Origin of the sequence: Acinetobacter sp. AS23, assembly GCF_023612055.1 — a bacterium.
GTDB classification, from domain to species: Bacteria; Pseudomonadota; Gammaproteobacteria; order Pseudomonadales; family Moraxellaceae; genus Acinetobacter; species Acinetobacter oleivorans.
In genome coordinates this window covers 633,814-648,285 of record NZ_CP082274.1, presented here as the reverse complement: position 1 = coordinate 648,285, position 14,472 = coordinate 633,814, and the positions used below count along the sequence as shown (strand labels likewise).

Here is a 14,472-nt window from a genome sequence, read left to right as displayed (position 1 = left end):
GACATTGACAAAAAAAATTTCCAATAGCCTGTATTTCGTTTTGTAAAGATAGTTATCTCGATTAGAATAGCGCCAATTTGCAAAATTGCGGCAGACCTACACCCATGTCCAATCAACACTCTCAAGACCATTTAGACCTTGTTTATGGTTTAAATGATCGACCAAAACCTTTGATCGCTTTTTTAGCAGCTTTTCAGCATTTGCTTGCGATTATTGTACCAATTGTTACACCTGGCCTCTTAATTTGCTTAGCTTTAGGTGTTTCACGCTCTGAAACTAACATGATTTTATCGATGTCTTTGGTAATTTCAGGTATTGCTACATTTTTACAATGTAAAAAAGTTGGTCCGTTTGGTGCTGGTCTTCTGATTGTTCAAGGCACAAGCTTTAACTTTATTGGTCCTATTATTGGTATTGGTAGTGCAATGGTGGCTGCTGGAACACCTGTAAACCAAGTCATGGCTGCAATTTTCGGTGTAGTAATTGCTGGCTCCTTTATTGAAATGGGTGTTTCGCAAATTCTTCCATGGGTAAAAAGACTAATTACTCCTTTGGTGACAGGTATTGTTGTTTTATTAATTGGCTTAACGCTTATTAAAGAAGGCTTGATTAGTATGGGTGGTGGTTACCAAGCCATACAAGATCATACTTTTGCAAGTGCAGACAACCTTATTATGTCATGTACCGTACTTGCAATTATTATTGTACTCAATCGTATTCGAGTGGTTTGGATTAAAAGCTCAGCTATTTTAATCGCGCTAGTGATTGGCTACATTCTTGCTGGATTTATGGGACATCTAGATTTCTCTAGTATTAAAGATGCACCCCTCGTACAGATTCCAACACCAATGCACTTTGGTTTGAGCTTCTCATGGGGCTTATTTATTCCAATGGCATTCATTTATTTGGTGACCTCTTTAGAAGCCATTGGTGATGTAACAGCAACCAGTAAACTTTCTAACCAACCTGTTAATGGTCCTGAATGGATGAAACGCATTAAAGGTGGTGTATTAGTAAATGGTGCAAACTCTTTACTCGCTGGATTATTTAATACTTTCCCAAGTTCTGTTTTCGCTCAAAATAATGGTGTAATTCAACTCACTGGCGTGGCTAGCCGCTATGTAGGTATCTGGATTGCTGGATTACTTATTTTATTAGGTCTATTTCCTGCGGTAGCTGGTGTTATACAAGCAGTTCCTCAAGCAGTTTTAGGCGGCGCTGTTATGGTGATGTTCGGTGCCGTGGCTGCATCAGGCATTAATATTCTTTCATCTATTCACCTTGATCGCCGAGCATTATTAATTATTGCCATCTCACTTGCATTAGGTTTGGGTGTTGCTCAAGTTCCCCAAATTTTAGAGCATCTTCCAGAATTATTTAAAAATATTTTTAGCTCTGGCGTGGCAACAGGTGGTATAGCAGCATTAATTTTAAATGTTGTGCTTCCTGAAACGCATAAATAACTAACTTTTAATTTTGATTACTGCCCAGCTCCCACTGGGCATTCTTCTTCATGAGAGATGTACATGGATCCTAGAAGTGAAGTGGTATTAAGACAGCAAGACTATTTGAAAGGTAGTATCTTGTTAATTAATGCACCGAATGATGCCTTAGTCAGTCAATTACCAGCTGGGACTGATGCGTCAGTCTGGACATGGAACCATGCCGACTATCAAGGATTTATAAATAGTGGAACAAAAGCTCACTTCTCAGTTGAGTTTCCCTCACAACAATTCGACCAAGCAATTATTTTTGTTCCAAAATCTAAAGAACTCTTAAATTACATATTACATGTAGTGATGAGCCATCTTAAAACCAAGCAATCGGTTTTTTTAGTCGGTGAAAAAAAAGGTGGCGTAGAAAGAGCCGCCAAACAATTACAAAGCTTTGGCAAAGTACTAAAACTTGATAGTGCGCGTCACTGTCAACTATGGCACTTAAAAATTGAGAAAACGGAACAAATTAAACCTCTAGAAAAATGGCTTAAAACCTATACGGTTCAGGTTAATGAACAAGAGCTTACGATTTGTGCCCTTCCCGGTGTATTTAGTCAAAATCATCTAGATGTCGGAACTGCTGTTTTACTCCCTTATCTTAATCAGGTGAAATCAGGTAGAATTGCCGACTTCGGGTGTGGTGCTGGAATTATCAGTTGCTATTTGGCAAAAATAAATTCAAGTAATATTATTCATGCCCTAGATATTGATGCTTTCGCTTTACGGTCAACGGAAATGACTTTTAGTCGAAATGGAATAGGTTCAGACCAGTTGAGATTGCAGCCTGTCATAGGTATTGCAGATGCTCCAACAGAACTCGATGCCATTGTCAGTAATCCTCCTTTCCATCAAGGTATTCATACCAACTATGATGCAAGTGAAGGACTCTGCCAAAACGCTAAAAAACATTTAAAGGCATCAGGTGAGCTATGGATTGTAGCAAACCGTTTTTTAAACTATCCGATCTTAATTGAGAAGCACTTTGGTCAGTGCGAGATTAAAACTGATCTTCAAGGCTTTAAGGTGTTATATGCCTGTGCATAACAAACTATGTAAGGAATCTCCATGAGCGAAACACATGCTCCTGAAAAACTCCAGCGTAAGCTCGGAGCTCGTCATCTGAATATGATCGCCATTGGTGGTTCCATTGGTACAGGCCTCTTCCTTGCTTCTGGATCGACCATTGCAAATGCTGGCCCAGGTGGAGCGCTACTCGCCTATTCGCTTATTGGTATTATGATTTATTTCTTAATGACCAGTTTAGGTGAACTTGCAACCCATAATCCAACTTCTGGGGCTTTTTTTACATATGGTAGTCGTTATGTCGAAGAAGGCTTTGGCTTCGCTTTAGGTTGGAACTATTGGTATAACTGGGCAATTACAGTTGCATTCGAACTTGTTGCAGTTCAGTTTATTATGAAGTTCTGGTTCCCTGATATTCCAGGGTTCTATTGGAGTGCCCTGTTCCTTATTGTAATTTTTGCAATCAATGCCATGACGGTAAAAGGATTCGGCGAAAGCGAATTCTGGTTCTCAATGGTAAAAGTGATCGCAATCGTTGCCTTTATTATCATTGGCTTAGCTATGATCATTAAGATTATGCTAACGCCAGGTGTCGCAGCTTTTGGAAACTGGACCTATAAAGAAGCACCTTTTGTTGGTGGTTTACAGGCCATGATCGGTGTAGCAATGATTGCCGGATTCTCTTTCCAAGGGACTGAAATGGTGGGGGTTGCTGCTGGTGAATCTAAAGATCCAAAGAAAACGATTCCACTTGCAATCAAACAGATTTTCTGGCGAATCTTATTATTTTATATTTTATGTATCTTCATTATCGGCACGCTAATTGCCTATGATGACCCAAATTTACTACAAGCTGCTGCCACTGAAAATGTTGCACTTTCTCCGTTTACATTGCTCTATGAAAGAGTTGGCTTTGCTTTTGCAGCTGGTTTAATGAATGCTGTCATTCTTACTGCTATTTTGTCAGCAGGTAACTCAGGCATGTATTCATCAACTCGTATGTTATTTAAAATGGCTCAGGAAGGTCGTGCACCAAAGTGGTTTGCAAAACTTGATGGTCGTGGCGTTCCAATGAATGCACTATATGCCACCACTTTTATTGCCGCTTTTTGTTTCTTGACAACTTTTATTGGCGAAAAACAAGTCTTTAACTGGCTACTTAATATGTCAGGGATGTGTGGTTTCATTGTCTGGCTGGGCATTGCTATTTCACACTATCGTTTCCGTAAAGGTTATATTGCTCAAGGATATAAATTAGAAGATTTAGCTTACCGCGCCAAATTTTTCCCATTTGCCCCTTGGTTTGCCTTTATTCTCTGTTCAATCATCATCTTAGGGCAGAACTATCAAGCCATTTTAGGCGGAAAAATTGACTGGTTAGGCCTACTTTCAACTTATATTAGTTTGCCATTATTCTTAATTATTTGGTTAGGCTATAAGTGGAAAAATAAAACCAAACTGATCGCTTATGATCAAATGAATGTGAAGCCAGAGCAAGACTAAGAATCAGCAATTAAAAGTAAATCAAAGATCAAAAGCTTGATCTTTGATTTAAAAAGCGTAAAATGCCGTTCAGATTTTCAACGGCGCTTTTAAATAAGGAGGACATCATGCCAACACTACAAGGTAAAACAGATTAAATAATTTGGCACGATGTCAGCTCACGGACAAGTGTACAAATTCACTTCACTTGTCCGAATGCTCAAATTTGAAACCTAGCATTCGCTAGGTTTTTTTATGCCTGCTCGGACAAAAACAAGAGAAAAATTATGGGCATACAAAAAATATTAAATGAGGAAGCACTTTACGGTGTTCCCGTTAAAATTTTCACTCAAGATATAGATAGTGAAAGTATCGAACAACTCAAGAAAATGGCTCAACTGCAATTTATCTATTCACATATTGCTGTTATGCCAGATGTTCACGTAGGAAAAGGTGCGACTGTAGGCAGTGTTATTCCAACTAAACATGCCATTATCCCAGCTGCTGTAGGTGTAGATATTGGCTGTGGAATGAATGCAATTCGCTTAAGTCTAAAGGCCTCGCAATTGCCTGATAACTTAAGTCGTTTACGCGATGCAATCGAACGTAAAGTACCAGTCGGATTTGCTTTGCATAAACAAGTTAAAGCAAAAGCTTCTAGCATTATTCCACTTGAAAAACGCTTAGAGCCTATTATCAAAAAGCATCCTGGACTTGTTCGAATGCTTCGACAATTTGATGCAACATGGCAAAAGCAACTTGGTACTTTAGGTGGTGGCAACCACTTTATCGAGCTATGTATTGATGAAAATCAAGACGTATGGGTAATGCTACATTCAGGTAGCCGAGGACTGGGTAACGTTATTGGCACTTATTTTATTGAATTAGCCAAGAAAGAAGCACAACATCGTTTTGGTCACGTACCAGATAAAGACTTAAGTTATTTTGCCGAAGGCTCAAACAGTTTTGATGATTATGTAGAAGCTGTAGAGTGGGCCCAAGAATATGCTTTTGAAAATCGCAAGGAAATGATGCGTTTAATTTTAGAAGCGATTCGCCCACTTCTACCCTCGTTTCAAATGACCAAAGAGGCTATTAATTGTCATCATAACTATGTAAGCCGTGAAACACATTTCGGTGAAAGTTTATTGATTACCCGAAAAGGTGCAATTCGAGCAGGCTTAGATGAATTAGGCATTATTCCAGGTTCAATGGGAGCACGCTCTTATATCGTCAGAGGTAAAGCAAACCCCGAGTCATTTTGTTCTTGTTCTCATGGAGCCGGTCGCAAGATGAGTCGAAGCAAGGCAAAAACTCTTTTTAACCAGCAAGATCTTATTGAACAAACCCAAGGTATTGAATGCCGCAAAGACAGTGGTGTTGTTGATGAAATCCCAAGTGCTTATAAAGATATTGATGAAGTCATGGCAAATCAGGCTGACCTCATTGAAGTTGTTCACACACTTAAACAAGTTTTATGTATTAAAGGTTAAAACATGAAAATTAAAGAAATGTCGAAAATCAAAGTCCGTAATCAAGTGGCGCTTTCCCCTTTACTTCACAAAGGTGGAATGCATGAAACGGAGAAACCTCGTGCTCAGCATCGTAGAGATAGACAAGATGCTAAACAGCAATTAAGAAAAGGTGATTGGTAAATAATTTAGACCAAGATCGAAAGTAATTATTATTAAGGAGATATAGAAATGACTAAATATTTTAAAAATCGCAATAAAAAAAGCGACTCTAACGAGTCGCTTTTTTACTGTTCAAGAACTCAAATTATTGAGCTGCTGCAGGAGCTGCCGCTTCTTGACCAGGTTGAACAACTACAGTACGGCTACCAGTGATTGTCGCGAATACACGACGGTTCATAGCACGACCTTCTTTAGTTTTGTTGTCAGCAATCGGTTGATCCCAAGCAAAACCTTGAGTAGACAAACGAGATGCATCAACGTTGTATTCGTTTACAAGAGCTGATTTAACAGAGTTAGCACGAGCTAAAGATAAACGTTCGTTTAACTTACGTGGACCAGTGTTATCTGTGTGACCTTCGATACGTGCAGTAGCGTTAGGGTATTCAGTTAACTTCTCAGCAACTTTAGCGATTTCTGGCTTGTATTGGTCTTTGATGTTTGATTTGTTAGTATCAAAGAACACACGAAGTTCCATGTTAAGGTCTTCAGTTAACTCTTGTGGTTGTGGAGCAACTGGAGTTGGTTCAACTGGAGCAACTTCTACTACTGGAGCAGCAGGCTTCAAGTGACCACCAAGAACTACGTTTAAACCAGCAAGAGCTGTATAGTTCCAGAATTTTTCGTCAAAGTTATAAGTACCACGAGCTTCTGTACGAAGAGATAAAGCATCGTTTAAGCGCCAGAAAGCACCAAAACCAGCATTACCTAAAGTACCTTCTTCATCGTTATGATAAGAAAGGTCAGGAATTTCGTATTTGTAGTGACCAGCACCTAACAATACGTATGGCTTGATTTTGCTGTCATAGTTTTTAGTGATTAAATCAGAAGTAACATAGAAGTTACCATTGATTTGTTTTTGTTTGTATTCAGCGCCAGCAGCAAGACCGTCTACATCACCTTTAACTTGGTTATATTCAGCTTCGAAACCTAACCATGGAGTTAACTCAATACCAAGAGCTGCACCAACGAATAAATCGTCTTGTAGTTCAGGTCCGTTAGTTAACTCACCTTTGTCACCGCCATTGTTGTGTTGGCTGTCTTGGAAAGTGTAACCAAGCAATAATGGTGTAACAGTTACGCCAGCATTAGCAGCAGCTAATGGAGCAGCAACAAGCATAGCAAGTGCAATACGACTCAATTTCATGGATATCCTCCAGAGATAACAATTGTTGTTCAAGCTCAGCCTAAATTTATTGGCCCCTGAGATATTTTCACCCCAGTATTATTTTTAAGCTATTCACATTTGAATCATACAAACACTTGATAGACTTTCCAAGTGCTTGATAATTTTAATCAAGTAAATTATTGACAAAATTACTTACAATTTCCGTTGTAATTCGGTAATTTTTTACTCAACTAGCAAATATGAACAACTTCTTTCTTTCGCTTAGGGTGATTTTACCAGTATTCTAGCGTCCTGATAACCTTTATTTAATTTTGTGTTTCCTCATTATAAAAAGTCATATAAATCATTGATAGAACGCATAAAATCAAAATATTTCTTCATATATTAAGGAATTTTAATGTTTAAATCTCCCGGTTTCACATTGATGGAACTCATTATAACGCTCGCAATTCTTATGATTATGTTCACCCTAGCCCTTCCTTTATACCACCAATTTATGGCTTCAATGGAATTAAAAAACACGCCTCAACTACTCACAATTCATATACAAAAAGCCAAATACGACGCAATTCTACGACATAAGAGTGTCGTACTTTGCCCAAGTGTTGATTTGTCTATATGTAATAGTAATTGGGATACAAGGCTTATAAGCTTTATAGACACAAATCATAATCTACAAAGAGAAAGCGACGAAGAAATTTTAACCAATATTGAACTTAATCATCATTATGGCTCTTTGAAATTTCAAAAATTCGGCAAAAAATTAAATAGTATTGTATTTCAGGGAGATACCGGACTTCCACGTGAGTCTAACGGCAGTTTTACTTATTGTTCTTATAATCAGCTTAAAAATTTTAAATTAGTTCTTAGCAAAATGGGGCATGTACGCTTAGAAGAACTTCAAAATTGTTAGAACTCTACAGTCTAATACAGAATCCAAGCCATCCCCCATTTTGCAATATACTGCTTAAGTTTTAATGTTTTCTTAATTTGAGATAAAGAACAATCGGAGATTACAACAATGACTGATATCGTAATTGTTAATGGTGCTCGTACTGCCATGGGTGGTTTTCAAGGATCACTATCAGGACTTACAGCGCCTGAATTAGGTGCTGTAACGATTAAAGAAGCAATCGAACGAGCAGGTTTACAACCTACTGATGTCGAAGAAGTCATTATGGGTTGTGTTCTTCCTGCGGGTTTAAAACAAGGCCCTGCTCGTCAAGCAATGCGCAAAGCTGGCTTACCTGATTCTACAGGTGCTGTAACGATTAATAAGCTTTGTGGCTCTGGCATGAAAGCCGTGATGCAAGCAACCGACATGATTAAAGCTGGCAGTGCTGAAATTGTTGTTGCCGGCGGCATGGAGTCTATGACAAATGCACCTTATGTTTTACCAAAAGCACGTGCCGGCTATCGTATGGGCCATGGTGAAATTAAAGATCATATGTTTCTTGATGGACTTGAAGATGCTGAAACTGGTCGTCTAATGGGTTCTTTTGCTCAAGATATGGCAAATACTCGTGGCTATACACGCGAGCAAATGGATGACTTTGCGATTCGCTCTTTAAAACGAGCTCAAACAGCAATTACCGAAGGTTATTTCAAAGATGAAATCGTTTCGGTTACCGTACCTAGTCGCAAAGGCGATGTCGTTGTTGATCAAGATGAACAACCTTTAAATGCAAAGATCGACAAAATTCCTTCACTTAAACCAGCTTTTGCAAAAGACGGTACAATTACCGCAGCAAACGCAAGCTCTATTTCAGATGGTGCATCTGCATTAGTATTAACCTCAAGTGAGGTTGCTACTCAACGTGGTTTACAGCCACTGGCAAAAATTATTGCGACAGCTTCAAACTCTCAACATCCTTCAGAATTTACAATCGCTCCTGTTGGCGCTATTGAAAAAGTTCTTAAAAAAGCGGGTTGGAATGCGCAAGATGTTGACCTGTGGGAAATTAACGAAGCTTTTGCCATGGTTACCATGTGCCCAATTGATGACTTCAAACTTGATGCTGAAAAAGTCAATATTAATGGTGGTGCTTGTGCATTAGGTCATCCAGTAGGTTCTACAGGTTCTCGTATTATTCTCACACTGATTCATGCACTGAAACGCACCGGTGGTAAAAAAGGTATTGCAGCACTTTGTATTGGCGGTGGTGAAGCAACAGCCGTTGCGATTGAACTTATTTAATTAAAATTAGCTATTTTAAAATCCCACTTCGGTGGGATTTTTTTATGAAAAAACTACAAAAAATGACCCACAAAATCACTTTTAAGTTTTAACTTATTCTTTTAAACGAAAACAACAATGGACAATAACAATGCAACTCAATCACTACCTCAATTTCCAAGGTCAGGCAGAGCAAGCCTTTAATTTTTATAAATCAGTTTTTGGTGGCGAGTTCGCCATGTTGAGTCGCTATGGTGATATGCCACCGTCAGAAGGTGTGACATTATCTGAAGCGAACAAAAATCTGGTTCTTCACGTTTCTCTACCTATCAATGAATACACTGTACTCATGGCATCAGATACAAATGATCAGTTCTGTGCGCCTAACAGTGTTTTTACCCAAGGCAATAATCACTACATCGCAATTAACCTTGAAAAGGATGAGCAAGAAAAAGCTAAACAACTTTTTGATGCTCTATCTGTAAATGGTCAAATTGAAATGCCTCTAGAAAAAACGTTCTGGGGTGCATTATACGGAGCGTTTACCGATCAATTTGGTATAAAGTGGATGGTTAACTGCCAACTTGATACATAATTTTCAATATAAAAAATCCCGCAAATTGCGGGATTTTTTATTTCAGGATTTATTGAGCACCTGTTTGATAACTCGCTTCTGGCACACCAGTTGAAGCTTGATATGGGTTGGTAAAGTCTTGCAAACCTGCCGCAGCTTCTTGTACGTCTTTGCCTTCTTTTACGACAAAGCTATCAAAACCAGACCGCTTTAAGTAGTTTAAAACATCCTTAAACACATCACCTGTTGCACGTAACTCACCTTGGAAACCTTGGCGGCGTAATAGTGCTGCAAATGAGTAACCTCGGCCATCACCGAAACCTGCAAACTCAATAAAAATTGCATCAAGTTCATTTAATGGGAATGTATGATTTTCAGGCGAATCATTTACCGTCACATACAAAGCTTTTTTGCCTTGAATGTTAGCTAATTGGTCAAGTTGAGCCGTTGTTACAACAACGTCACCTTGAGGAATCACACCATCTTCAGCAATGATTTGATAAGTATTATCTGAAATCGTGCCATCTTTATAAAGCACTGGTAGAGCTGTATTAAGCATATGCACGCTCCTTAAATGGTTGAATTCCTACACGGCGATATGTATCAACAAAACGCTCACCTTCAGTACGCAAATCAAGATAAGTATTTAATACTTCTTCGATTACGTCTGGCACAGCATCTGCTGCAAATGATGGCCCTAAGATGTCACCGATTGATGCATCATGGTCAGAATTACCACCTAATGTAATTTGGTAGAATTCAGCGCCTTTCTTATCTACACCTAAAATACCGATGTTACCTACGTGGTGATGACCACAAGCATTCATACAACCAGAAATATTTAGATCTAAATGACCAAGATCATAAACTTTATCTAAGTCATCAAAACGACGTGTAATCGCTTCAGCAATAGGAATTGATTTCGCATTTGCAAGTGAACAGAAATCACCGCCCGGGCAACTAATAATATCGGTAATAAAGCCAATATGTGCACGTGCCATATTTTGTTGTTCAAGCGCTTGCCATACATCGAACAAATCTTTTTGAGGTACATCTGCCAAAGCAATGTTTTGTTCGTGAGTGGTACGAAGTTCACCGAATGTATATTTATCTGCAAGATCTGCAATAAAGTTCATTTCTTCAGTGGTCATATCGCCCGGTGCAATACCAGCACGTTTTAGAGAAATCGTAACTATACGATAGCCTTTCACTTTATGCGCATGCGTGTTGATATTGAACCACTGTTTGAATTTTGGATGCTCAGCAAATAAAGCGGTAAAGTCTTCATCGGCTAAATCTTGATAATCAAACGGGGTGAATTCTTCATCCAGTTTTTTCAAGATTTCTGGCTGAATTTTCAATGCTTCACGTGTATGTTCAAATTCAGCTTCAACTTTCTGTGCAAATACTTCAGGAGTTAATGCTTTAACTAGAATTTTAATACGCGCTTTGTATTTATTATCACGACGGCCATGCAAGTTATAAACACGTAGAACCGCTTCTAAATAAGCAATTAAATCTTCACGTGGTAAAAACTCACGAATAACGCTACCAATGATTGGAGTACGGCCTAAACCACCACCAGCCATAATTTTATAGCCGATTTCGCCCGCTTCATTACGCACGATATAAACACCAATATCGTGGAATGCAGTTGCCGCACGATCTTTTTCTTCAAGTGCAGAAACAGCAATTTTGAACTTACGTGGCAAGAATGCAAATTCTGGGTGGAATGTACTCCACTGACGAATCAATTCACATGTTGAACGTGGGTCTGCAATTTCACCAGCAACTACACCTGCATATTGGTCGGTTGTTGTGTTACGAATACAGTTACCACTTGTTTGAATGGCATGCATTTGTACAGTTGCAAGTTCAGCCAAAATATCTGGCACATCTTCAAGTGCAGGCCAGTTCAACTGGATGTTTTGACGTGTAGATACGTGTGCATAACCACGGTCATAAGCAGTTGAAACTTCAGCAACTTTACGTAATTGCTTAGAATTCATTAAGCCATACGGCACAGCAATACGCAGCATAGGCGCATAGCGTTGCACATATAAACCATTTTGCAAACGTAACGGACGATATTCATCTTCAGAAAGTTTGCCAGCTAAATAGCGTTCAGTCTGATCACGGAACTGAGCAACTCGTTCATTAACCAGCTGCTGGTCGAAATCGGTATATAAATACATGGCGTATGGCTAGTAGATTCATTATTAAGGCGGATAGCATAGCGAGCTTTCATTCATCAATAAAATGCTTTTTTTGCATATTTAATAACGGTTTTATTGATAAGCTTTAATATAAAACGACATAAAAAAGCCCGGATAAATCCAGGCTCTTTCTATAAAAGCTTTTTATTTGTTATCTGGTAAGGCATAGGCCACTAAATAGTCGCCCATTTTTGTACCAAATGAACCATGACCACCAGCCATGATCACAACATATTGCTTACCGTTGATTTCATAAGTCATTGGTGTTGCTTGTCCACCTGCTGGCAAACGCGCTTCCCAAAGTTTCTTACCATTAGTAACGTTAAACGCACGTAAGTAGTTATCTTGAGTTGCACCAACAAACATGACATTACCGGCAGTAGAAATTGAACCACCTAAACCAGGTACACCAATTTTCACAGCTGGTAACTGGAACAAGTTCGGTAAGCTGTCACGAATTGTACCAATACGTTTTTTCCATACCACTTCATGAGTTTTCAAATCAACGCCAGCTACATATCCCCAAGCTGGTTGTTTACAAGGTAAACCAAGCGGAGATAAGAATGCGCTAATTTCAACACCATAAGGTACGCCGTACATCGGTTGTACGCCCTGCTCAGTTCCCGCACCTTTTGCAGTTTGTGCACGGTTTGGATCAGCAGGAATTAAACGACTTACGAATGGCAAACCAATCGGGTTCATCACAGCAACTTGACGGTCAGGGTTAACTGACATACCGCCCCATTCAAATACACCCAAGTTACCAGGGAAAACTAAAGTACCGTTTTCAGATGGTGGAGTATAAATACCATCGTAATTTAGACGTTTGAAAGATACACGACACATGAGCTGATCAAGCATAGTGGCACCCCACATATCTTTATCAGTCAATTTATCTTGTGGTGCCAAGTTCAAGTCAGAGAATGGCTGAGTTTTTGAATAATGCTCGCCTTTAGTTTGTGGTCCACGTTTAACTGTTTGTGGAACTGGTTTTTCAGTTACAGGAACAATTGGTTGACCATTACGACGATCAAGAACAAAGGCATTACCTGTTTTCGTCAACACATAGATTGCAGGAACAGTTTGGCCAGCTTTGTTTTTGATATCAGCTAAAGATGGTTGTGATGGTACATCCATATCCCATAAATCATGATGGGTTGTCTGGAAGTTCCACACTAATTTACCAGTTGAAGCATTAATCGCTAACATTGAGTTCGCATAACGCTCTTTCAACTCGGTACGGTCACCACCCCAGATATCTGGAGTACCTACACCTGTTGGAACATAAACGATATCAAGTTTGGCATCGTATGCTAAAGGAGCCCACGCATTTGGTGAGTTATGAACGAAATTCGTACCTTCGCCTGGCATTGCATTTGGATCTGCTGCGCCAGTATCAAATACCCAAAGAAGTTTACCAGTGTTAACGTCGTATCCACGAATCACACCAGATGGCTCTTTATTTGAATAGTTATCTGTTACCGAACCAGCAATAACAACTGTTGAACCAGTCACGATACCAGGAGATGTTGGGTTGTAACCACCTGGGTAAGCATATGGCATAAACTCTTGCAAGTTCACTTCACCATTTTTACCAAAATCAGTACATGCTTTACCAGTGTCAGCATTCACCGCAACTAAACGGCCGTCATTCACAGGAACAAAGACTTTACGCGGACATTGTGTAGAGTCAGATTTCTTGCTTTGAAGACTCGTTGCAAACTCAGTTGTGTTGTTTGCATCGTAGTACATCACACCACGACAAGTTAAATGCTGGAACGATTTATCCGTTTTAAGCTTCGGATCAAAACGCCATTTTTCTTTACCTGTCGCAGGATCAATTGAAATCAATTGCTGGTGAGCTGTACAGATAAACATGTTATTACCGATTTTAATCGGTGTAACCTGATTAGTCGTTTCGCCAGAGTCGTTATCTGTCTTAAGATCGCCAGTACGTAAAGTCCAAGCAACTTTCAAATCTTTTACGTTTTGATCATTAATCTGTTTTAACGGAGAATAACGTACACCGGCTTGAGTACGACCATACGCTGGCCAATCACTCTCTGCTACACCTGGTACCGCTTGAGCAGTTTCTGGTTGAGGTGTCTTGATTTCACCATTAATTTCTTGCGGATCGTTGAAAATCGAATAGACCATCAACAAGATTGCAATTGCTAGAGTTGAAGATAAGGCAACTTTACTTGATCCAAGGTTGCTGATTCCACGAGTTACGGCTGGAACCAATAACCATAAACCAAGAATACCTAAAATATCTAAACGAGGTGCAAGCGCCCAGAAATCTGTTCCAACTTCCCAGACACCCCAAATAATAGTACCTAGCATTAAAGCAGCGTACACCCACAATGCTGTAGATGCGCGCTTATAGAGTTGCCATGCAACAATCAGGAGTAACACACCAGTAATAATATAGTAAATTGAACCGCCTAATGTAGCGAGCCAAATACCTCCAATTAACAGGAATAACGCTAATAACCCAATAATAATTACGGTAAAAGTCGTTAAACCTGATCTTGAAGTAGGTTGAGTCATAAACCACCTCTTATCGATCATCATTTTTATCGGAAAGATAGGCCAAGCTTTTCATCAAAAATCGGCCTATCGATACATCTAAAACAAAACTCAGGCATAAAGAAAAAACGGAAGGTCAGGATCATTCAATCAATG

General features: G+C 39.3%; 12 protein-coding genes. 8 read left to right on the top strand and 4 right to left on the bottom strand.

Features of this window, described 5'->3' with window-relative positions; translation table 11 throughout:
• The first annotated feature begins 104 nt into the window (after positions 1 to 104).
• The 5 genes from K6I41_RS03160 (at position 105) to K6I41_RS03140 (ending at position 5,656) form a co-directional block, all read left to right on the top strand.
• A complete protein-coding gene (locus K6I41_RS03160; RefSeq protein ID WP_250375185.1) occupies positions 105 to 1,463 on the top strand; it encodes a uracil-xanthine permease family protein in 1,359 nt (452 codons plus the stop codon).
• Positions 1,464 to 1,526: 63 nt separating this feature from the next.
• The gene (locus K6I41_RS03155) at positions 1,527 to 2,540 is read left to right on the top strand and encodes a methyltransferase (protein WP_250375184.1); all 1,014 of its coding nucleotides are present in this window, start codon (positions 1,527 to 1,529) and stop codon (positions 2,538 to 2,540) included.
• A 21-nt stretch (positions 2,541 to 2,561) separates the two neighbouring features.
• On the top strand, positions 2,562 to 4,022 hold the full coding sequence (locus K6I41_RS03150) for an amino acid permease (protein ID WP_151821356.1): 1,461 nt from the start codon (positions 2,562 to 2,564) through the stop codon (positions 4,020 to 4,022).
• Between the two features lie 266 nt (positions 4,023 to 4,288).
• Complete coding sequence (locus tag K6I41_RS03145) at positions 4,289 to 5,494, top strand: RtcB family protein (RefSeq protein ID WP_107881248.1); 1,206 nt, start codon at positions 4,289 to 4,291, stop codon at positions 5,492 to 5,494.
• Positions 5,495 to 5,497: 3 nt separating this feature from the next.
• The gene (locus K6I41_RS03140) at positions 5,498 to 5,656 is read left to right on the top strand and encodes a hypothetical protein (protein ID WP_013196889.1); all 159 of its coding nucleotides are present in this window, start codon (positions 5,498 to 5,500) and stop codon (positions 5,654 to 5,656) included.
• A 124-nt stretch (positions 5,657 to 5,780) separates the two neighbouring features.
• Here K6I41_RS03140 and omp38 read toward each other — a convergent pair whose 3' ends face one another.
• Positions 5,781 to 6,839, bottom strand: a complete 1,059-nt coding sequence (omp38, locus tag K6I41_RS03135) for an outer membrane protein Omp38 (RefSeq protein WP_049838091.1) — start codon at positions 6,837 to 6,839, stop codon at positions 5,781 to 5,783.
• A gap of 379 nt (positions 6,840 to 7,218) precedes the next feature.
• Here omp38 and K6I41_RS03130 point away from each other — a divergent pair, with 379 nt between their 5' ends.
• The 3 genes from K6I41_RS03130 to K6I41_RS03120 all read left to right on the top strand — a co-directional run bounded on the left by K6I41_RS03130 (position 7,219) and on the right by K6I41_RS03120 (position 9,592).
• Positions 7,219 to 7,734 carry a GspH/FimT family pseudopilin gene (locus K6I41_RS03130; protein ID WP_151988988.1) on the top strand — a complete coding sequence of 172 codons (516 nt, stop codon included), beginning with the start codon at positions 7,219 to 7,221 and terminating at the stop codon, positions 7,732 to 7,734.
• A 108-nt stretch (positions 7,735 to 7,842) separates the two neighbouring features.
• Positions 7,843 to 9,018: a thiolase family protein gene (locus tag K6I41_RS03125; protein ID WP_151988987.1), complete on the top strand. Its 1,176-nt coding sequence runs from the start codon at positions 7,843 to 7,845 to the stop codon at positions 9,016 to 9,018.
• A gap of 130 nt (positions 9,019 to 9,148) precedes the next feature.
• Positions 9,149 to 9,592, top strand: a complete 444-nt coding sequence (locus tag K6I41_RS03120; RefSeq protein ID WP_009389331.1) for a VOC family protein — start codon at positions 9,149 to 9,151, stop codon at positions 9,590 to 9,592.
• 49 nt (positions 9,593 to 9,641) lie between these two features.
• On the opposite strand, the gene K6I41_RS03115 is transcribed toward K6I41_RS03120, so the two are convergent.
• From K6I41_RS03115 to K6I41_RS03105, 3 genes are all read right to left on the bottom strand, one after another.
• On the bottom strand, positions 9,642 to 10,130 hold the full coding sequence (locus tag K6I41_RS03115; RefSeq protein ID WP_250375183.1) for a DUF934 domain-containing protein: 489 nt from the start codon (positions 10,128 to 10,130) through the stop codon (positions 9,642 to 9,644).
• Entirely contained in the window at positions 10,123 to 11,766 is a 1,644-nt protein-coding gene (locus K6I41_RS03110) for a nitrite/sulfite reductase (protein WP_250375182.1), read from the bottom strand. Before K6I41_RS03110 ends, K6I41_RS03115 begins: the two co-directional genes overlap by 8 nt.
• A gap of 165 nt (positions 11,767 to 11,931) precedes the next feature.
• Positions 11,932 to 14,337, bottom strand: a complete 2,406-nt coding sequence (locus tag K6I41_RS03105) for a glucose/quinate/shikimate family membrane-bound PQQ-dependent dehydrogenase (protein WP_004789203.1) — start codon at positions 14,335 to 14,337, stop codon at positions 11,932 to 11,934.
• Positions 14,338 to 14,472 lie beyond the last annotated feature (135 nt).

What these genes read in the sequence shown, in the direction of transcription:
- K6I41_RS03160 (WP_250375185.1), top strand. Translation starts at nt 105, where the DNA reads ATGTCCAATCAACACTCTCAAGACCATTTAGACCTTGTTTATGGTTTA.
- K6I41_RS03155 (WP_250375184.1), top strand. Translation starts at nt 1,527, where the DNA reads ATGGATCCTAGAAGTGAAGTGGTATTAAGACAGCAAGACTATTTGAAA.
- K6I41_RS03150 (WP_151821356.1), top strand. Translation starts at nt 2,562, where the DNA reads ATGAGCGAAACACATGCTCCTGAAAAACTCCAGCGTAAGCTCGGAGCT.
- K6I41_RS03145 (WP_107881248.1), top strand. Translation starts at nt 4,289, where the DNA reads ATGGGCATACAAAAAATATTAAATGAGGAAGCACTTTACGGTGTTCCC.
- K6I41_RS03140 (WP_013196889.1), top strand. Translation starts at nt 5,498, where the DNA reads ATGAAAATTAAAGAAATGTCGAAAATCAAAGTCCGTAATCAAGTGGCG.
- omp38 (WP_049838091.1), bottom strand. Translation starts at nt 6,839, where the DNA reads ATGAAATTGAGTCGTATTGCACTTGCTATGCTTGTTGCTGCTCCATTA.
- K6I41_RS03130 (WP_151988988.1), top strand. Translation starts at nt 7,219, where the DNA reads ATGTTTAAATCTCCCGGTTTCACATTGATGGAACTCATTATAACGCTC.
- K6I41_RS03125 (WP_151988987.1), top strand. Translation starts at nt 7,843, where the DNA reads ATGACTGATATCGTAATTGTTAATGGTGCTCGTACTGCCATGGGTGGT.
- K6I41_RS03120 (WP_009389331.1), top strand. Translation starts at nt 9,149, where the DNA reads ATGCAACTCAATCACTACCTCAATTTCCAAGGTCAGGCAGAGCAAGCC.
- K6I41_RS03115 (WP_250375183.1), bottom strand. Translation starts at nt 10,130, where the DNA reads ATGCTTAATACAGCTCTACCAGTGCTTTATAAAGATGGCACGATTTCA.
- K6I41_RS03110 (WP_250375182.1), bottom strand. Translation starts at nt 11,766, where the DNA reads ATGTATTTATATACCGATTTCGACCAGCAGCTGGTTAATGAACGAGTT.
- K6I41_RS03105 (WP_004789203.1), bottom strand. Translation starts at nt 14,337, where the DNA reads ATGACTCAACCTACTTCAAGATCAGGTTTAACGACTTTTACCGTAATT.